The sequence below is a fragment of the Magnetospirillum sp. 15-1 genome (assembly GCF_900184795.1).
Lineage (GTDB): Bacteria > Pseudomonadota > Alphaproteobacteria > Rhodospirillales > Magnetospirillaceae > Phaeospirillum.
In genome coordinates this window covers 509,536-526,934 of the sequence record NZ_FXXN01000026.1, presented here as the reverse complement: position 1 = coordinate 526,934, position 17,399 = coordinate 509,536, and the positions used below count along the sequence as shown (strand labels likewise).

The following is a 17,399-nucleotide window of genomic DNA, read 5'->3' as shown; positions in this document are numbered from 1 at the left end:
TCCTTAACCCACGGGCGAGAAAAGATCGTTTGAGGTCAAGAGTTTCCAAAGCGTATCGTCGGTGCATGGATTAGTCCACCTCAATGGAGGCTCAGATGGGCCCGACCGCGATTTACGCCCTTGCCGCTTTGTCCGCCCTGTTCTGGGGGGCTAATTTCAACCTGGCCGGCCCGGTGCTGGCCGATATGGCCCCCATGACCGCCGCGGCCGGACGCTTCGTGCTGGCGGCGCTGATCATGGCGGTGCTGGTGGTCTGGCGCGGTGAATTCACCGCCATGCTGGCAGTTGCCCGCCGTCACGGCGGCCGGCTGGCCCTGGTGGGTGTCGTCGGCATCGCCGGCTTCAATCTGCTGTTCTTCGACGCCATGCGCACCACTTCGGCGGTCAACGGCGCCCTGATCATGGCGACCAATCCGCTGCTGACCGCCCTGCTGGCGGCGCTGACCCTGCGCGAGCAATTGCCTGGCCGGCAGATCGCCGCCATTCCGGTAGCCCTGGCCGGGGTGTCCATGGTCATCCTGGGCGGCCGTGTGGGAGAGGGCATGGAGTTCGGATTGGGCGACGTGGAGATGCTGGGCGCCAATCTGGCCTGGGCCGCCTATAACGTTCTGGCCCGCAAGCTGATGCCGCCCGGCCCGCAACTGGCCAACACCACGGTGATGATGGCGGCCGGCGCCCTGGTTCTGGCGGCGGCGGCGGCGGCCAGCGGCTCGGCGTTTTCCGTGCCCGGCCCCAAGGCGGGGGCGGCGCTGCTGCTGATGGCGGTGACCGGTTCGGTGCTGGCCTACCTGTTCTGGAGCATGGCCATCACCCGCATGGGAGCCGGGCGCACCGCCCTGTTCCTCAACCTGGTGCCGGTCTTCGCCGCCACCATCGCCACCCTGGGCGGCAGCCCGCCCAATCCGGCGCAGATGGGAGGCGGTGCCGTGGTGATCGCCGCCGTGATATTCTCCATGCTGCCGTCGCGGCGGCGGACCTGCCCCGCTTGAGAAAACCGATGAGAGACGACCACATGCCCCATGCCGCCAAGCCCGACCTGAAGGACCCCGCCATCTATCCCCATTGGTCGCGCGAGACGTTGCGTTATTGCGATACCGACAAGCAGGGGCACATCAACAACGTGGCGTTCTCGGTGTTCTGCGAGACCGGCCGCACGCAGCTCCTGCTGGAGCCGGGCCGGCCGCTGACGCCGCCCGGCACCTTCATCGTCATCGCCCGGCTGGTGCTGGACTTCATCGGCGAAATCCACTGGCCGGGCGAGGTGCGCATCGGCACCGGCGTGACCAGGATCGGCCGCACCTCGTTCCACCTGGGTCAGGGGGTGTTCGTGGAGGACCGTTGCGTCGCCATCGCCGATTCGGTGCTGGTGCTGGCCGACGAGGCGACGCGGCGGTCGACGCCGCTCACCGACGACCTGCGGTCCCGGCTGGAGGTGAGGGGAATCAGCGTTCCCGTCTGAGGGTCCAGCGAGCGTTCTGGCCGGCCTTGTTGGTGGCGTAGCCGTAGATCTTGCCGTCCTCGGTGCGCACGCCCTCGAAGGCGAAGGCGGTCTCGCCGTTCTCGGTGGCCACCAGATTCATGGTGCAGGGGCTGACGCTCGCCACCTGGCCCTCGATGACCGTTCCCTGCTTGTAGCCGAGGTCGCGGTTGATGTCGGGCTTCTGCTCCAGCTTCCACACCAGCCCCTGGCCCTCGCGCTTGAACTCCCACCTGGAATAGGGCGCCACCCAGCGGCCCACCAGCCAGTCGCCGGAATCGGCCTTGGCGGTGTCGCAGGTGGCGTCGGGCAGCGGCTCGGGCGGCGGGGCCTTGGGGCCCTTGGGAAGCTCCTGGGCCAGGGCTGGCCCCATGACGGAAACGACGGCGAACAGGCAGCAGGCGGCCAGGGCGGCGCGGCGCATGGCGGGCATCCTCACTTCTTGGGGGCGGGGAAATAGCCCAGCCCGCGCATGCAGGCATTGAGCTCGGCATCGTAGATGCGCTTGGCCTGGGCGCGCTCGTAATCGCGCGTCGGGCTGTAGGTGTCGCGGCCGTCGTCGCGGTAGCCGGAATCCCGGTCGGCGGAGCGGCGGCAGGCGGAATAGTCGCGGCTCCACTGGTCCTTGGGCAATTGCGGGTGGACCCAGGGATTGCCGGCGGCGCAGGCGCCGAGCAGCAGCGGCAGCAAAAGGGCGAGGCGGTATTTCACGGGCGGCACGCATTGCAGTTGCAAGGCGGGCATTCGGCCACAGCCCGGCCGCCAAGGCAAGGCTTGAACCGCTCCAAAGCGTCGGTTGAGGATCACCCCCCGTCCGTCTATACTCCGCCCGCGCTTTGCGCTGCGTCGCAGCAACAACCATAAATATGGAGACGAAGGATGAGCGGCGAGTCGCTGAACGGAATGTATTTCGAGGAACTGTCGGTCGGTCAGTCGGCCATCTTCGCCAAGACCGTCACCGAGGCCGACATCGTCGCCTTCGCCGGCGTGTCGGGCGACTTCAACCCGGTTCACATCAACGAGGAATTCGCCAGCCAGACCATGTTCAAGGGCCGCATCGCCCACGGCATGCTGTCGGCGGCTTTCGTCTCCACCGTGTTCGGCACCAAGCTGCCCGGCCCGGGCTGCATCTACGTCTCGCAGTTGCTGAAGTTCAAGGCTCCGGTGCGTATCGGCGACACCGTCACCGCCCGGGTCGAGGTCACCGCGCTGACCCCGGAAAAGAAGTTCGCCACCTTCAAGACCACCTGCTCGGTGGCCGGCAAGATCGTCATGGATGGCGAAGCCACCCTGATGGTTCCGTCCAAGGGCTGATTCCGACGCCGCCCTGAACCGCGCAGGTTCAGGGCGGCGGAGGCAAGGCCAAGGGCCGCCGCCGCTTATGCGGCGAAAGCCAAGCGTGGCGCCGGCGACTGAGGCTCTGGGCGGAGCAATTCATTGATCCGCCGATTTGAAGTCGCATCCCCCTCTCCCGGCCGGGAGAGGGGGAAGTCTTGCGCTTCGAGGCCTTTTGCACTACCCCTTGGCCCTTGGTTTTCCCCTGGGGTCCTGTCCTTAAGATGCGCCTGATCCGGCATTGCGGCGAGCTTTCCCCCGACCACCGCGGTTGCGTGGTGGCGCTGGGCAATTTCGACGGCGTCCATCTCGGCCATCAGTCGGTGATCCTGACCGCGCGCCGCATCGCCCGCGACCTGGGCGTGGCCCATGCGGTGATGACCTTCGAGCCCCATCCGCGCTCGCTGTTCAATCCCGACCAGCCGCCGTTCCGCCTGACTCCCTTCCGCGTCAAGGCCCGCCTGATCGAGGCGCTGGGGACCGATTTCCTGTATCAGCAGCATTTCGACCGCGATTTTTCCGCCATGACGGCGCTGGAATTCGTCGGCGACGTGCTGGTCGGCTGCCTCAAGGCCAGTCACGTGGTGGTGGGCTACGACTACGTGTTCGGTAAGGGCCGGCTCGGCACCGGCGCCTTCCTGCAGAAATGCGGCGAGGAATCGGGGTTCGGCGTCACCGTGGTGCCGCCGGCCATGTCCGGCAGCGGCGAGACCTATTCCTCCACCGCCGTGCGCGACCATCTGGTAGCGGGCCGCCCCGACTGCGCCGCCAGCCTGCTCGGCCATTACTGGGAGGTGGAGGGCCGTGTCGAGCACGGCGACGCCCGCGGCCGCCTGCTGGGCTTTCCCACCGCCAATCTGCGGCTGGGCGAGTACCAGCGCCCGGCCATGGGCGTCTACGCGGTGCGGGCCGGCATCGACAAGGGCGGAGCGACGGTGTGGCACGACGGCGTCGCCAATTTCGGTCGCCGCCCCACCTTCGACAAGACCGACGAGCTGATGGAGGTCCACCTGCTGGACGTCAACGAGGACCTCTACGGCCGCCACCTGCGGGTGGCGCTGGTCGAGCATGTCCGCCCCGAGCGCCGCTTCAGCGGGCTCGACGAACTGACCACCCAGATTACCGCCGATGTGGAGACCGGCCGCCGCCTGCTGGCCGCCCGCAAATTTTCCGCCGCCGCCGGGCCCATGGTGCCCGTCGCCCCTGCCGTTTGAGAGCCTGTCATGAGCGTCGATTACAAGAACACCGTCTTCCTGCCCAAGACCGACTTCCCCATGAAGGGCGAGCTGCCCAAGCTGGAGCCCGAACTGCTGGCCCGCTGGGAGAAGATCGACCTGTTCGGCCGTCTGCGCGCCACCTCCAAGGGGCGCGAGAAGTTCATCCTTCACGACGGCCCGCCCTACGCCAACGGCAACCTGCACATCGGCCACGCGCTGAACAAGATTCTGAAGGACGTCATCACCCGTTCCCAGCAGATGCTGGGCCGGGACGCCGATTACGTCCCCGGCTGGGACTGCCACGGCCTGCCCATCGAGTGGAAGATCGAGGAGAAGTACCGGGACGCCGGCAAGGACAAGGACGAGATCGACACCGTCACCTTCCGCGAGGAATGCCGCCAGTTCGCCGCCAAGTGGATCGGCATCCAGAAGGAAGAGTTCAAGCGTCTGGGCATCACCGGTGACTGGGACCATCCCTACACCACCATGACCAACCACGCCGAATCGGTGATCGCCGCCGAGCTGGGCAAGTTCCTGCTGGACGGCTCGCTGTACAAGGGCGCCAAGCCGGTGCTGTGGTCGGTGGTGGAAAAGACCGCCCTGGCCGAGGCCGAGGTGGAGTACCACGACCACACTTCCGTCACCATCTGGGTCAAGTTCCCGGTGGTCACCGCCAGCCTGCCGGAGATCGAGGGCGCCAAGGTGGTGATCTGGACCACCACGCCCTGGACCATGCCGGGCAACCGCGCCATCGCCTATGGCGCCGAGTTCGACTATGTGGTGGTCGAGGTGGAAAGCAGCGAGTCCGATCTGGCCCTGGTCGGCGAGAAGCTGGTGCTGTGCGCCGATCTGGCGGAGCAGGTGGCCAAGGACGCCAAGTGCGTCTTCAAGATTCTGCACACCCTGAAGGGCGCCGCCCTGGCCGGCACCGTCGCCCATCACCCGCTGAAGTTCCACGAGAAGGCGGCGGGCGGCTATGACTTCCCGGTGCCGCTGCTGGCCGGCGGCTTCGTCACCACCGATACCGGCACCGGCTTCGTCCACATCGCGCCGGGCCATGGCGAGGACGACTGGCATCTGGGCAAGGAACACGGTATCGCCATTCCCGATACCGTGCAGCCCGACGGCAAGTACTTCCCCCATGTGGCGATCTTCGCCGGGATGGACGTGCTGAACCAGGGCAAGAACGGCAAGTACTACTCGCCGGTGGCCAAGCCGGTGATCGAGGCCATGACCGCCTGCGGCAATCTGCTGGCCCACGGCAAGGTCGAGCACTCGTACCCCCATTCCTGGCGTTCCAAGGCGCCGCTGATCTTCCGCAACACGCCGCAATGGTTCATCTCCATGGAGAGCACGGGCCTGCGCGCCAAGGCGCTCCAGGCCATCGCCGAGACCCGCTTCGTCCCCGACCAGGGTCGCAACCGCATCGGCTCCATGGTGGAGAACCGCCCCGACTGGTGCGTGTCGCGCCAGCGCGCCTGGGGCGTGCCCATCACCGTGTTCGTGGACAAGAAGACAGGTCAGCCGCTGCGTGATCGGGCGGTGATGGACCGCATCGTCGAGGCCTTCAAGGCCGAGGGCTCGGACGCGTGGTTCACCTCGCCGCCCGAACGCTTCCTGGGCAACGAGTATGCGGCCGAGGATTACGATAAGGTCACCGACATCCTGGACGTGTGGTTCGATTCCGGCTGCACCCACGCCTTCGTGCTGGAGGGCGAGGAATGGCCGCGCCTGTCCTGGCCCGCCTCGCTCTATCTCGAGGGCTCGGACCAGCATCGCGGCTGGTTCCATTCCTCCTTGCTGGAATCCTGCGGCACGCGGGGCCGCGCGCCCTATGACGCGGTGCTGACCCACGGCTTCGTCCTCGACGAGGACGGCCGCAAGATGAGCAAGTCGCTGGGCAACGTGGTGGCGCCGCAGGAAGTGGTGGGTACCATGGGCGCCGACATCCTGCGTCTGTGGGTGGTGGGGTCCGATTATTCCGACGACCTGCGCATCGGGCCGGAAATTCTCAAGACCCAGGTGGATATCTACCGCCGCTTGCGCAACACGCTGCGCTACCTGCTGGGCGCGCTCGACGGCTTCACCGAGGCGGAGAAGCTGCCGGTGGAGCAGATGCCCGAGCTGGAGCGCTGGGTGCTGCATCGCCTGACCGAACTGGACGTGCAGTTCCGGGGCGCCTGCGACGGCTTCCAGTTCCACGGGCTGTTCACCGAGCTGCACAATTTCTGCGCGGTGGACCTGTCGGCCTTCTACTTCGACATCCGCAAGGACGCGCTGTACTGCGACGCCGCGTCGTCGCTGCGCCGCCGGGCGGCGCGGACGGTGATGGATATGGTGCTCGATACCCTGACCAAGTGGCTGGCCCCCTTCCTGTGCTTCACCGCCGAGCAGGCGTGGCTGGCCCGGCATCCGTCCGAGGACGGTTCGGTCCATCTGGAACTGTTCCCCGAGATTCCCGCGTCGTGGCGGGACGAGGCGCTGGCCGCCAAATGGGCCAGGGTCCGCGACGTGCGCAAGGTGGTCACCGGCGCGCTGGAGATCGAACGGCGCGAGAAGCGCATCGGTTCGAGCCTTCAGGCCAGCCCGCTGCTGACCGTGTCCTCGGACATCCACGAGCTGCTCACCGGCCTCGACATGGCGGAAATCTGCATCACCTCGGGCATCCGGGTGATCGACGGCCTGCCCGCCGAGGGCGAGTTCCAGCTTCCCGACGTGCCCGGCGTGTCGGTGGCGCCCCATCCGGCCGAGGGCGCCAAATGCCAGCGCTGCTGGAAGGTGCTGCACGAGGTGGGAACCGCCGGGCATGAAGGCGTCTGCCACCGGTGCTCCGACGCGGTGGAGGCGGGCTGAGGTGGTTCTGTCCAACGCGCTGCCCCGCGGGCTCTCGGTCGCGACCCTGATCATCGGGCTCGACCAGTTGTCCAAATACTGGATCGTCGAGAAGGTGATGCGGCCCGAAGGCGTGGACGGCACGCCGTTTCACTCCGCCACCCGTATCGAACTGGCGCCGTTCTTCGATCTGGTGATGGCCTGGAACCGGGGGGTCAGCTTCGGCATCGGCAATACCGGCGGCGAGTGGAACGCGCTGATTCTCTCGGCGCTCGCCATGGTGATCTGCGCCGGCATGACCTTCTGGCTGGCCAAGGCCGAGACCCTGCTGGTCCAGGTGGCGCTGGGCGGAATCATCGGCGGCGCCTTGGGAAACGTCATCGACCGGGCCCGTTTCGGGGCGGTGGCCGACTTCCTCGACGTCCACCTGATGGGCTATCACTGGCCGGCCTTCAATGTGGCGGATTCGGCCATTACCGTGGGAGCGGTTTTTCTCGTCGTGGACTCCTTGTTTGCCAGCCGCGATTCGTCTAAGAATTAGGGCCATGAAGACCAACCGCCGCCCCACCGTCCGTCTGATCGCCCCCCGCCTGCTGGCCATGGCCGCCCTGCTGGCGCCGGTGGTGTTGTCCGCCTGTACTGACGTCAAGCGCTCGCTTGGCTACGAGAAGGCGCCGCCGGACGAGTTCCAGGTGGTGCAGCGGGCGCCGCTCTCCATGCCGCCGGAATTCACCTTGCGGCCGCCGCAGCCGGGCGCCGTCCGGCCGCAGGAAGGTACGACGCGCGACCAGGCCCGGCAGATTCTGGTGGGCGGGCGTTCCGGCACTCCCATCTCGACCGACGGCCGCACTTCCGGCGATCTCGCCATGATGAAGCGGGTCGGCGCCGATTCCATCCAGTCCGATATCCGCGTCCTGGTGAACAAGGAAAATCAGGCCTTGGCCGATGCGGACAGAAGCTTCCAGGACCGCATCATGTTCTGGCGCAAGGCCGAGCCGCCGGGCGCCGCCACCGTCGACGCCACCAAGGAGACCCAGCGCCTGCGCGAGAATCAGGCGCTCGGCAAGTCGGTGTCCGATGGCGAGACTCCCCAGGTCCAGCGCCGCAAGAAGGCCTGGCTTGAAGGTATCTTCAACTAGCCGCCTTTCCCGCCTTGATTCTGCCACGATGAGCGCGCAGCCTCGCGACTCCGGGGGATTCGGCTGTCGCTCCGATGGCTCTCCGCCCCGGCTGTTCCCCCCTGGCTCCATCGCTCCATGTGGAGGTCCCCCGCATCGCTCGGGATGACACGGTGAAGCTGCTCTCAGGAGGCCCGATGAGCCCCATCCGTTTGTGCGCGCTGCTGCTGGGTGCGCTGTTGGCTGTCGTCCCCGCCGGTCGTCCGGCCCTGGCTGGAGTCTTCGATCCGGCGACCTTCACGCTGGAGAACGGCATGCAGGTGGTGGTGATCTCCAACCACCGGGTGCCCATCGTCAGCCACATGGTCTGGTACAAGGTGGGCGCCGCCGACGAGGAGCCGGGCAAGAGCGGCCTCGCCCATCTGCTGGAACACCTGATGTTCAAGGGCACGCCCAGCATTCCGCCCGGCGAATTCTCCAAGATCGTGGCCCGCAACGGCGGCCGCGACAACGCCTTCACCTCGTCGGATTATACCGGCTATTACCAGAACGTCGCCGCCGATAAGCTGGAGCTGGTGATGCGCATGGAAGCCGACCGCATGCGCAATCTGGTACTGGACGAGGCCAATTTCCGCACCGAGCTGGACGTGGTGCTGGAAGAGCGCCGCTCGCGCACCGACAACAATCCGGCCGCCCTGCTGTCCGAGCAGATGGAGGCGGCGCTTTACCTCAACTCGCCCTATCACCGCCCGATCATCGGCTGGCCCGACGAGATCGCCGCGTTGTCCCGAGACGATGCCCTGGCCTTCTATCGCCGCTGGTACGCCCCCAACAACGCCATCCTGGTGGTGGCCGGCGACGTGACGCCCGAGACGGTGCGCCCCCTGGCCGAGAAGTATTACGGCGCCATCGCCCGCGCCGATACGCCGCCGCGTGCCCGCACCGAGGAGCCGCCCCACCGGGCCGAACGCCGCGTCGTCCTGAAGGACGGGCGGGTGGCCCAGCCGTCGTGGAGTCGCCTCTACCTCGCTCCCAGCCTGGGGGCCGGGGCACGCGACATGGCCTATCCCCTGGAGGTGCTGGCCGATCTGGTGGGGGGCGGCGCCACCGCGCGGCTTTACCGTTCACTGGTGGTGGAGAAGGGAGCCGCCGCCGCCATCAGCGCCGATTACGATCCGGTGGCGGTGGGGCGGACGGTGTTCCGGGTGGCGGCGACGCCGCGCCCCGGCGTGCCGCTGGACAAGCTGGAAGCGCTGATCGAGCAGGAACTGGCCCGCATCGTCAAGGAGGGCTTTACCGCCGACGAGATCGAACGCGCCAAGACCCGCCTGCGGGCCAGCGCCGCCTATGGCCGCGATTCGCTGCATACCGGGGCGCAGACCCTGGGCCAGGCCCTGGCTTCGGGCGTTTCGGTCGAGGAGGTGGAAGCCTGGCCCGACCATATCAAGGCCGTGACGCCGGAACAGGTCGCCAAGGCGGCGGCTTCCGTATTCAACCCGATTTCCTCGGTCACCGGCCTGCTGTTGTCCGACCCCGCCGCCGCCAAGCCGGGGCAGGGCCGTGCCGTGATGCCGCTGCCCGATCGCTCGACCAAGGGAGTGCATTGAGATGCTGCGCCGTATCGTCATCCTGCTGGCGCTGCTGTTGGTCTCCCTTCCGGCCGGTGCCGTCACCGTCGAGAAGGTGACCAGCCCCAAGGGGATCGAAGCCTGGCTGGTCCGCGACCACTCCAATCCGATCATCGCCATGGAAGTCGCCTTCAGGGGCGGTGCCGCCCATGACCCGGCGGCCAAGGCGGGGCTGGCCGGCATGATGGCCGCCCTGCTGGACGAAGGGGCCGGTCCCCACGATTCCCAGGCTTTCCAGCAAATCCTCGAGGACAAGGTCATCACGCTGGGCTTCAATGCCGGCCGCGATTCCTTCGCCGGGCACCTGAAGACCCTGTCCGAGAACCGCGACACCGCCTTTGATCTGTTCCGGCTGTCGCTTTCCCAGCCGCGCTTCGACAAGGAGCCGGTGGAGCGTATTCGCGGCCAGTTGCTGGCCGGGTTGATGCGCGAAAGCCAGGACCCCGGTTCCCAGGCGTCGCGCCGGCTGTTCGAGACCACCTTCGCCGGCCATCCCTATGCCCGCTCGCCGCGCGGCACCGTCGAGACGGTCAAGACCATCCAGGTGGCCGATCTGCGGGCCCTGGCCAAGGCGCAACTGACCCGCGACCGGCTGGTGGTCGGCGTGGTCGGCGACATCACCCCCGAGGAACTGGGGCGCCGCCTGGACGAGGTGTTCGGCGCCCTGCCGGCGTCCAGTCCGCTGGGCGACGTCGCCGATGTGGCGGCACGGCCGCCGGCCGGGCTGGCGGTGATTCCCAAGGACAACCCCCAGACTACGGCGCTGTTCGTGCTGCCCGGTCTGCGCCGCGACGATCCCGACTGGTACGCCGCCTATGTGGTGAACTACATTCTGGGCGGCGGCGGCTTCTCGTCGCGCCTGACCGAGGAGGTGCGGGAAAAGCGCGGCCTGGCCTATTCCGTCACCTCGTATCTGTCGCCCTATGCCCATTCGGGGCTGATCGTCGGCTCGGTGGCCACCGAGAACTCGCGCTTTCCCGAAAGCGTCCGCCTGATCAAGGAAGAGTTCCGCCGCATGCATGACGAGGGACCGACCGAGAAGGAACTGGCCGACGCCAAGACCTATCTCAACGGCTCGTTCCCGTTGCAGCAGGATTCCACCACCGCCATCGCCGGGCTGCTGGTCCAGATGCAGGTGGACCACCTGGGCATCGACTTCCTCGACCGGCGGGCCAAGGTGATCGATGCCGTGACCATGGATGACGCGCGCCGCGCCGCCAAGCGTCTGCTCGACGCGGACGGTCTGTCCTTCGTGGCGGTGGGAAAGCCGGCGCGGTAGAAAAGATGAGGGGAAGCGGGCGAGACGCCCGCGCCCCTTCTTACTTCTGCTTGGTCAGTTGGTCGATCTGCTTCTGCAGGGCCGAGACGCTGGCCTGCAGGTCCTCGACCTTGGGCGAGGAGCCGTCGGCGCCCTGAGGGTAGAAGGGAGAGAACATCTTCATGGCGCTTTCCATGAAGGCCATGTTCTTCTTGCCCATGTCCTCGAACGGGCCGAAGGGGAACATCCCTTCGAGCGCGTTGCGCATGTAGTCGCGCATCTGCTGCTCGTTGTGGGAGAACGCCTGCATGGAATATTCCAGATAGCGCGGCACCAGCCCACCCAGGGAATCGCCATAAAAGCCGATCAACTGGCGCAGGAAGCTGATGGGCAGCAGGTTCTGCCCGCCCTTGGACTCTTCCTCGACGATGATCTGGGTCAGAACCGAGCGGGTGATGTCCTCGCCCGTCTTGGCGTCATAGACCACGAAATCGTCGCCGTCCTTCACCATCTGCGACAGGTGATCCAGGGTGACGTAGCTGCTGGTCGCCGTGTTGTACAGACGACGGTTGGCATACTTCTTGATCGTGATCGGGGCCTTGGCCGAGGTCTGGGACTCTGACATCTGCGTTTTCGTCTCGATTCTGTCGGGCGGGCGGCATTGCCCGCTGCATTGCACCAATAGTAACAGAATTTTACGCGGCGCGTCGATTGGCAACAATTTTCTTTCGCCGCCGCCCTATGCCCCGCTCCGTATGGTCAAGGGGGGGAGGCTGGGCTATGATCTGGGCATGTCAGATGGGCCGCCCGATTTCAAGGCGCTCGCGCGCCGTTATCTCGACCTGTGGCAGGAGCAGGTGGCGGCCGTGGCCGCCGACCCCGCCCTGGCCGAGGCCGTTGCCCGCGGGGTCGCCATGATGACGCAAAGCGCCGCCGCGGTGGCCCAGGCCACCGGGCTGAAGGTGAACCAGACGGACGGTGGGCCGAAAGCGGATGAGCGGACAGAGCAGCCCAATGCCAAGAACGGGGCCGCGCCCCCTGGCCCTGCACCTCATGACTCACGCCTCGACCCTGATGAGCTCGCGCACCGCGTTGCCGCACTTGAAGGACGGGTCGCTCGGCTGGAGGCCGCCCTTGGCGGAGGCGGGGCGGAGCCTGGAACAAAGCCTCGCCGAAGCCGGACCCGACGCCTGGACCCGGCTTGACGAGGCGGTCGCCGCCGAGGCGGCGCACCGTCACGATACCTTCCTGGCCGGCATAGAGGCCTATCGCCACCATCCCTACCACCGCTCGCTGGAGCCGGCCCCCGAGGTCTGGCGCCAGGGTACCACGTCCTTGCGCGACTACCGGCCGCCGGGCGGCGGCGATGGCCTGCCGGTGCTGGTGGTGCCCTCGCTGATCAACCGCGCCTATATCCTCGACCTCACCGAGAGGCGCAGCCTCATGCGCTATCTGGCCGCCAAGGGGATGGCGCCGTTCCTGGTGGATTGGGACGCGCCGGGCGAGGTGGAGAAGGCCTTCACCCTGACCGACTACATCGCCGGGCGGCTGGAGGCGGCGCTCGACGAGGTGGTGCGCCTGACGGGCCGCAAGGCGGCGGTGGTGGGCTATTGCATGGGCGGACTTCTGGCCCTGGCCCTGGCCCAGCGCCGCCCCGACGCGGTATCGGGGCTGGTGCTGCTGGCCACTCCTTTCGACTTCGTCACCGGGCGCGAGGCCAATGCCGTCCTGATGAAGGCCCTGACCCAGCCCATGGGGGCGCTGATCGACGGAGTGGGCGAGGTGCCGGTGGACATGCTGCAGGCCATGTTCGCCGGTCTGGACCCCGGCCTCGCCGCCCGCAAGTTCATGGCTTTTGCCCGTTTGAAGCGCAGAAGCGCCAAGGCCCGCGACTTCGTGGCGCTGGAGGATTGGGCCAATGACGGCGTTCCCCTGGCCGGTCCGGTGGCGCGGGAATGCCTGTTCGGCTGGTACGGGGAAAATGATCCTGTGGAGGGGCGGTGGTGTATCGAAGGCAAGCCCGTCAACCCTGAGAGTGTTACGGTTCCCACCCTGGTCATGATCCCCCGGCGCGACAGGATTGTGCCGTCCGCTTCCGCTTTACCATTGTGGGAACGCATCCCAAGTGCCAAGCTGATGAGGCTGGCCGGTGGGCATGTGGGCATGCTGACCGGACCGCGCGCCAAGACCGAGGTCTATGGCCCGCTCATGCGTTGGCTGCACCGCAGGGCAGGCCCATAGACCGGTTGCATAAGGGGTAACCGAAGCGCTATGACAGCGGGGAAAGATATATTTCTGGAACCATGCCAGAAATACCCCTCTCTCGAGCGGTTCTGCCTCTGAGCGGCCCCATATCCACCTTAGGAGACTCCAAGCTCATGACCGACATCGTTATCGCCGCCGCCACTCGCACTCCCGTCGGCTCGTTCAATGGCTCGCTGGCCGGGTTGCAGGCGGCCCAGCTGGGCGAGATCGTCATCCGCGAGGCGCTGAAGCGCGCCGGGGTGGAGGCCGAGGCCGTTGACGAGGTTCTGCTGGGCCACATCCTGACCGCCGGCTGTGGTCAGAACACCGCCCGCCAGGCCGCCATCAAGGCCGGCATTCCCAACACCGCCACCGCCATGGCCATCAACCAGCTGTGCGGCTCGGGCCTGCGCGCCGTGGCGCTCGGCTTCCAGGCCATCAAGCTGGGCGATGCCAGCATCATCGTCGCCGGCGGCCAGGAGAGCATGAGCAACGCCCAGCACGCCATCTACATGCGCGGCGGCGTCAAGATGGGTGATGCCGCCCTGGTCGACACCATGATCAAGGACGGCCTGACCGACGCCTTCAACCCCATCCACATGGGCATCACCGCCGAGAATCTGGCCGAGAAGTTCCAGATCAGCCGCGAAGAGCAGGACGCCTTCGCGCTGGCCAGCCAGAATAAGGCCGAGGCCGCCATCAAGGCCGGCAAGTTCAAGGACGAGATCACTCCCGTGACCATCACGGTCAAGCGGGAGGAGAAGCTGTTCGACACCGACGAGTTCGTCCGCATGGGCGCCACTCTCGACCAGATCGCCAAGCCCAAGCCGGCCTTCAAGAAGGACGGCACGGTGACCGCCGCCAACGCATCGGGCATCAATGACGGCGCCGCCGCCCTGGTGCTGATGACCGCCAAGGAAGCCGACAAGCGCGGCATCAAGCCGCTGGCCCGCATCGCCGGCTGGGCCACCGCCGGTGTCGATCCCAGCACCATGGGCTATGGCCCGGTTCCCGCCTCGCAGAAGCTGCTGGCCAAGCTGGGCTGGAAGCACGAGGACCTGGATCTGATCGAAGCCAACGAGGCTTTCGCCGCCCAGGCCATCTCGGTCAACAAGGGCATGGGCTGGGATACCTCCAAGGTGAACGTCAACGGCGGCGCCATCGCCATCGGCCATCCCATCGGCGCCTCGGGCGCCCGCATCCTGGTCGGCCTGCTGCATGAGATGGGCAAGCGCAATGCCAAGAAGGGCCTTGCCACCCTGTGCATCGGCGGCGGCATGGGCATCGCCCTGTGCGTCGAGCGTTGATGCCATAAGGTTTTGAAAAAAGGGGAGCCGCGCCCACCCGGCGGCTCCCCGGTTTTTTCACAGGGTGGAAATACAGATCGGACACGCCGGAGCATACCGGCATCAAAGATCCGACCGGAGACACAGTGATAAGAGGAGAAGTCCATGGGTCGTTTAGCAATTGTGACCGGCGGCACCCGCGGTATCGGCCGCGAGATTTCGTTGACCCTGAAGAAGGCCGGCTACAAGGTGGTGGCCAATTACGGCGGTAATGACGAGGCGGCCGCCAAGTTCACCGCCGAGACCGGCATTCCGTCCATGAAGTGGGATGTCGGCAGCTATCCGGCCTGCGAGGCCGCCATCGCCAAGATCGTCGCCGAACACGGCCCTGTCGAGATCATCGTCAACAATGCCGGCATCACCCGTGACGCCACCTTGCACCGCATGAGCTATCAGATGTGGGAGGAGGTCATTCACACCAACCTGACCTCCTGCTTCAACATGGCTCGCCTGACCATCGATTCCATGCGCGAGCGGGGCTTCGGCCGCATCGTCAACATCGGCTCGATCAACGGCCAGGCCGGCCAGTACGGCCAGGTCAACTATGCCGCCGCCAAGTCGGGCATCCACGGCTTCACCAAGGCCCTGGCCCAGGAAGGCGCCGCCAAGAACATCACCGTCAACGCCATCGCGCCCGGCTATGTGGATACCGACATGGTCCGCGCCGTGCCGCCGGCGGTGCTGGAGAAGATCATCGCCAAGATTCCGGTGGGCCGTCTGGGCCGTGCCGAGGACATTGCGCGCTGCGTCATGTTCCTGATCGCCGACGAGGCCGATTTCATCACCGGCTCGACCCTGTCGGTCAATGGCGGTCAGCACATGTACTGATCGGCTTTCGTTTCAAGCGAAATGCTGGGGCCCTCGTCCTTCGGGACGGGGGCTTTTTTATTGTGGTCGAAAGTATGTCGGGTTGTTTACTGATGTGGGGCGGTGTGGGTCAAAGGATTGCTTTGACAATAGTCAATCGCAGTCTTCCCAAGATGTAAGATTCGGTTGAATTTCGTCACCCTCTGCCTGTTGCATATTGTCAATGGTATTCCCATACTCATGTTAGGGGATTGGGGCTAACATGAGATTGGGTTATGAATAGTTCAAGCGGCAAACCGCCGGTTTCCGGGGAAGGCGCGGCGGCCGGGTCGTCCTGCGGCACCGGGCGGCGCGGCTGTTACGACGTGGCGGCGGTGGTCTCCGATGTGCTGGAGCGGCTGCTGCGTGAAACATCCCGTGACGGATTGGTGCGCGTCGAGGATGCCATCAAGATTCTGAAGCTGGTGGGGCGCGGCACCTATGAACTGGATGTCGCCTTCGACTCCCAGGAAAAGTCCTGCCGCCAGAGGTTTCAGCCGGGCCGGGGCAAGGCGTCCAGCCGCGACAATCCCTTTCGCCGCCTGATGGTCCGCCCGTTCGAGACCTTGCTGTCGGGCGAGCCGCCCGCCTATCCCCGTCCCTTCCTGACCAATTACTTCGAGGTGGTGGAGGCGGCGTGCGGCGACAAATACGCCGAATATGACCGCCACAGCCGGGCCATCCTGCAAAACCTGCTGGTGGCTCACGGTCACAATCTGGTGTGGGACACCTTCTATGCCGAGACCCGCACCGCGCAGATCCTGGCCCATGCGCTGCGCCGTCTGCTGCGCTTCCTCGAAACGCCGCCCGGTCAATGGGTCTGGGTACAGGCCATGAGCAAGCCCAGCCCCACCGGGGCGCGGCCCAGCGCCGAGCAGACCGACCGCATCCGCGAGACGCTGCAGCACACCTTGCGCGGCTTCGATCTCGGTCCTGCGGTCAATGTACGGCAGGAGGGAGGGCCATGATGGCCGCAGCCGTTTCCTCCAATCCCGACATGGCCGCCCAGTCCCGCAAGATCCTGGTGGCGGTGGTGGATGCCCATCCCGGGCATCGCCAGCAGGTGGCCTCGGCCCTGACGTCGTTCTATCAGGTGGCCACCTTCGACCAGTTCGACCTTGCCATGGATACCTTGTCCAGGACGCCGCCCTGCGTGGTGCTGCTGGACGAGAAGGCGCAGCCGCGCCTGGGCGGCGACCCCATCGCGCTCGCCCGCAAGCTGCTGAAGGGCGTGCCGATCATCCGCACCATGGCGCGGCCGCCGTCGCAACTGGGCAGCGCCGCCTTCGATACCGACGCCTGTCTGGAAAAGCCCTATCGCCGTTCGACCCTGATCAAGACCATCTCGGGGCTGGTCAACAAATCGGTGGAGGCGGGATGGGAGAATCTGGCCCCCCATTACAAGGAATCGCTGCGGCGCACGGTGGACAGCTTCAACAACATCTCCGACCTGATCGACAAGGGCGAGCCCCTGGTCTACCAGGAGATCACCGAGGCCTGCGGCCCGCTGGTGGACGCGGTCAGCAACCATGACTTCAAGGTGATCCTCAACGGGGTCAAGGGCCACGACAACTACTCCTACGTCCACTCGCTCCGGGTCGCGACGTTGCTGTCGCTGTTCGGCCATACCATCGGCCTGAAGGGCGAGGATCTCAGCCTGCTGGCCAGCGGCGGCCTGCTGCACGACATCGGCAAGATGACCATCCCGCACGAGGTGCTGAACAAGCCTGGCCGCCTGGACGACGGCGAGCTGCAGGTGATGCGCAGCCATGTGCCGAAATCGGTGGATTACCTGAAGCTGTGCGAGAGTCTGCCCAAGGGGGTGCTGACCATCGCCGCCCAGCATCACGAGAAACTGGACGGCCAGGGCTATCCCAGCGGCCTCAGGGGCTCGCAGCTCAACGAGCTGGCCCGCATGGCCTCCATCGTCGATATCTTCGGGGCGTTGACCGATCGCCGGGTCTACAAGGAACCCATGTCGCCGGAGGACGCGCTGGCCCTGATGAGCGAGCGCATGGGCGGCGAGATCGATCAGTCCCTGCTGGCCCTGTTCCGCGCCATGCTGCTGGATGCCGCCACGCCGTCGGCGTGACCGGAA

At 66.3% G+C, this 17,399-nt stretch carries 18 protein-coding genes; 15 read left to right on the top strand and 3 right to left on the bottom strand.

Going from position 1 to position 17,399, the window contains the following annotated elements; genetic code table 11:
• The first annotated feature begins 95 nt into the window (after positions 1–95).
• A complete protein-coding gene (locus CP958_RS17965) occupies positions 96–989 on the top strand; it encodes a DMT family transporter (RefSeq protein WP_242442972.1) in 894 nt (297 codons plus the stop codon).
• A gap of 8 nt (positions 990–997) precedes the next feature.
• Complete coding sequence (locus CP958_RS17960) at positions 998–1,459, top strand: thioesterase family protein (protein WP_242442971.1); 462 nt, start codon at positions 998–1,000, stop codon at positions 1,457–1,459.
• On the opposite strand, the gene CP958_RS17955 is transcribed toward CP958_RS17960, so the two are convergent.
• Positions 1,443–1,901: a hypothetical protein gene (locus CP958_RS17955; protein WP_096703633.1), complete on the bottom strand. Its 459-nt coding sequence runs from the start codon at positions 1,899–1,901 to the stop codon at positions 1,443–1,445. The two genes, CP958_RS17960 and CP958_RS17955, sit on opposite strands and share 17 nt — an antisense overlap.
• 11 nt (positions 1,902–1,912) lie before the next feature.
• Positions 1,913–2,221 carry a hypothetical protein gene (locus CP958_RS17950; RefSeq protein ID WP_242442970.1) on the bottom strand — a complete coding sequence of 103 codons (309 nt, stop codon included), beginning with the start codon at positions 2,219–2,221 and terminating at the stop codon, positions 1,913–1,915.
• Between the two features lie 135 nt (positions 2,222–2,356).
• Between CP958_RS17950 and CP958_RS17945 the strand changes: the two genes are divergently transcribed.
• From CP958_RS17945 to CP958_RS17915, 7 genes are all read left to right on the top strand, one after another.
• A complete protein-coding gene (locus tag CP958_RS17945) occupies positions 2,357–2,791 on the top strand; it encodes a MaoC family dehydratase (RefSeq protein ID WP_008616671.1) in 435 nt (144 codons plus the stop codon).
• A 245-nt stretch (positions 2,792–3,036) separates the two neighbouring features.
• A complete protein-coding gene (locus CP958_RS17940) occupies positions 3,037–4,026 on the top strand; it encodes a bifunctional riboflavin kinase/FAD synthetase (RefSeq protein ID WP_096703562.1) in 990 nt (329 codons plus the stop codon).
• A 9-nt stretch (positions 4,027–4,035) separates the two neighbouring features.
• Positions 4,036–6,882: an isoleucine--tRNA ligase gene (gene ileS, locus CP958_RS17935; protein WP_096703561.1), complete on the top strand. Its 2,847-nt coding sequence runs from the start codon at positions 4,036–4,038 to the stop codon at positions 6,880–6,882.
• Position 6,883: 1 nt separating this feature from the next.
• Entirely contained in the window at positions 6,884–7,402 is a 519-nt protein-coding gene (gene lspA, locus CP958_RS17930; RefSeq protein ID WP_096703560.1) for a signal peptidase II, read from the top strand.
• Positions 7,403–7,406: 4 nt separating this feature from the next.
• Complete coding sequence (locus tag CP958_RS17925; RefSeq protein ID WP_096703559.1) at positions 7,407–8,000, top strand: DUF3035 domain-containing protein; 594 nt, start codon at positions 7,407–7,409, stop codon at positions 7,998–8,000.
• A 176-nt stretch (positions 8,001–8,176) separates the two neighbouring features.
• Entirely contained in the window at positions 8,177–9,586 is a 1,410-nt protein-coding gene (locus CP958_RS17920; protein WP_096703558.1) for a pitrilysin family protein, read from the top strand.
• A gap of 1 nt (position 9,587) precedes the next feature.
• Entirely contained in the window at positions 9,588–10,886 is a 1,299-nt protein-coding gene (locus CP958_RS17915) for a pitrilysin family protein (RefSeq protein WP_096703557.1), read from the top strand.
• A gap of 40 nt (positions 10,887–10,926) precedes the next feature.
• Here CP958_RS17915 and phaR read toward each other — a convergent pair whose 3' ends face one another.
• Positions 10,927–11,490, bottom strand: coding sequence for a polyhydroxyalkanoate synthesis repressor PhaR (gene phaR / locus CP958_RS17910; RefSeq protein WP_096703556.1), 564 nt, complete (start codon positions 11,488–11,490; stop codon positions 10,927–10,929).
• Between phaR and CP958_RS17905 the strand changes: the two genes are divergently transcribed.
• The 6 genes from CP958_RS17905 to CP958_RS17880 all read left to right on the top strand — a co-directional run bounded on the left by CP958_RS17905 (position 11,465) and on the right by CP958_RS17880 (position 17,393).
• Positions 11,465–12,070 carry a hypothetical protein gene (locus tag CP958_RS17905; protein WP_141400565.1) on the top strand — a complete coding sequence of 202 codons (606 nt, stop codon included), beginning with the start codon at positions 11,465–11,467 and terminating at the stop codon, positions 12,068–12,070. The genes phaR and CP958_RS17905 overlap by 26 nt on opposite strands.
• Positions 12,000–13,106 carry an alpha/beta fold hydrolase gene (locus CP958_RS17900; protein ID WP_096703554.1) on the top strand — a complete coding sequence of 369 codons (1,107 nt, stop codon included), beginning with the start codon at positions 12,000–12,002 and terminating at the stop codon, positions 13,104–13,106. The genes CP958_RS17905 and CP958_RS17900 overlap by 71 nt, the downstream gene beginning before the upstream one ends.
• 137 nt (positions 13,107–13,243) lie before the next feature.
• Entirely contained in the window at positions 13,244–14,416 is a 1,173-nt protein-coding gene (locus CP958_RS17895) for an acetyl-CoA C-acetyltransferase (protein WP_096703553.1), read from the top strand.
• 144 nt (positions 14,417–14,560) lie between these two features.
• A complete protein-coding gene (phbB, locus tag CP958_RS17890; protein ID WP_096703552.1) occupies positions 14,561–15,283 on the top strand; it encodes an acetoacetyl-CoA reductase in 723 nt (240 codons plus the stop codon).
• A 254-nt stretch (positions 15,284–15,537) separates the two neighbouring features.
• Entirely contained in the window at positions 15,538–16,269 is a 732-nt protein-coding gene (locus CP958_RS17885) for a hypothetical protein (RefSeq protein WP_096703551.1), read from the top strand.
• Positions 16,266–17,393: an HD domain-containing phosphohydrolase gene (locus CP958_RS17880; protein WP_096703550.1), complete on the top strand. Its 1,128-nt coding sequence runs from the start codon at positions 16,266–16,268 to the stop codon at positions 17,391–17,393. The genes CP958_RS17885 and CP958_RS17880 overlap by 4 nt, the downstream gene beginning before the upstream one ends.
• Positions 17,394–17,399 lie beyond the last annotated feature (6 nt).

Excerpts from the sequence above, each read along its gene's own strand:
- CP958_RS17945 (WP_008616671.1), top strand. The coding sequence starts at position 2,357 with ATGAGCGGCGAGTCGCTGAACGGAATGTATTTCGAGGAACTGTCGGTC.
- CP958_RS17915 (WP_096703557.1), top strand. The coding sequence starts at position 9,588 with ATGCTGCGCCGTATCGTCATCCTGCTGGCGCTGCTGTTGGTCTCCCTT.
- CP958_RS17940 (WP_096703562.1), top strand. The coding sequence starts at position 3,037 with ATGCGCCTGATCCGGCATTGCGGCGAGCTTTCCCCCGACCACCGCGGT.
- CP958_RS17920 (WP_096703558.1), top strand. The coding sequence starts at position 8,177 with ATGAGCCCCATCCGTTTGTGCGCGCTGCTGCTGGGTGCGCTGTTGGCT.
- ileS (WP_096703561.1), top strand. The coding sequence starts at position 4,036 with ATGAGCGTCGATTACAAGAACACCGTCTTCCTGCCCAAGACCGACTTC.
- phbB (WP_096703552.1), top strand. The coding sequence starts at position 14,561 with ATGGGTCGTTTAGCAATTGTGACCGGCGGCACCCGCGGTATCGGCCGC.
- CP958_RS17880 (WP_096703550.1), top strand. The coding sequence starts at position 16,266 with ATGATGGCCGCAGCCGTTTCCTCCAATCCCGACATGGCCGCCCAGTCC.
- CP958_RS17925 (WP_096703559.1), top strand. The coding sequence starts at position 7,407 with ATGAAGACCAACCGCCGCCCCACCGTCCGTCTGATCGCCCCCCGCCTG.
- phaR (WP_096703556.1), bottom strand. The coding sequence starts at position 11,490 with ATGTCAGAGTCCCAGACCTCGGCCAAGGCCCCGATCACGATCAAGAAG.
- CP958_RS17965 (WP_242442972.1), top strand. The coding sequence starts at position 96 with ATGGGCCCGACCGCGATTTACGCCCTTGCCGCTTTGTCCGCCCTGTTC.
- CP958_RS17950 (WP_242442970.1), bottom strand. The coding sequence starts at position 2,221 with ATGCCCGCCTTGCAACTGCAATGCGTGCCGCCCGTGAAATACCGCCTC.
- CP958_RS17885 (WP_096703551.1), top strand. The coding sequence starts at position 15,538 with ATGAATAGTTCAAGCGGCAAACCGCCGGTTTCCGGGGAAGGCGCGGCG.
- CP958_RS17895 (WP_096703553.1), top strand. The coding sequence starts at position 13,244 with ATGACCGACATCGTTATCGCCGCCGCCACTCGCACTCCCGTCGGCTCG.
- CP958_RS17960 (WP_242442971.1), top strand. The coding sequence starts at position 998 with ATGAGAGACGACCACATGCCCCATGCCGCCAAGCCCGACCTGAAGGAC.
- CP958_RS17955 (WP_096703633.1), bottom strand. The coding sequence starts at position 1,901 with ATGCGCCGCGCCGCCCTGGCCGCCTGCTGCCTGTTCGCCGTCGTTTCC.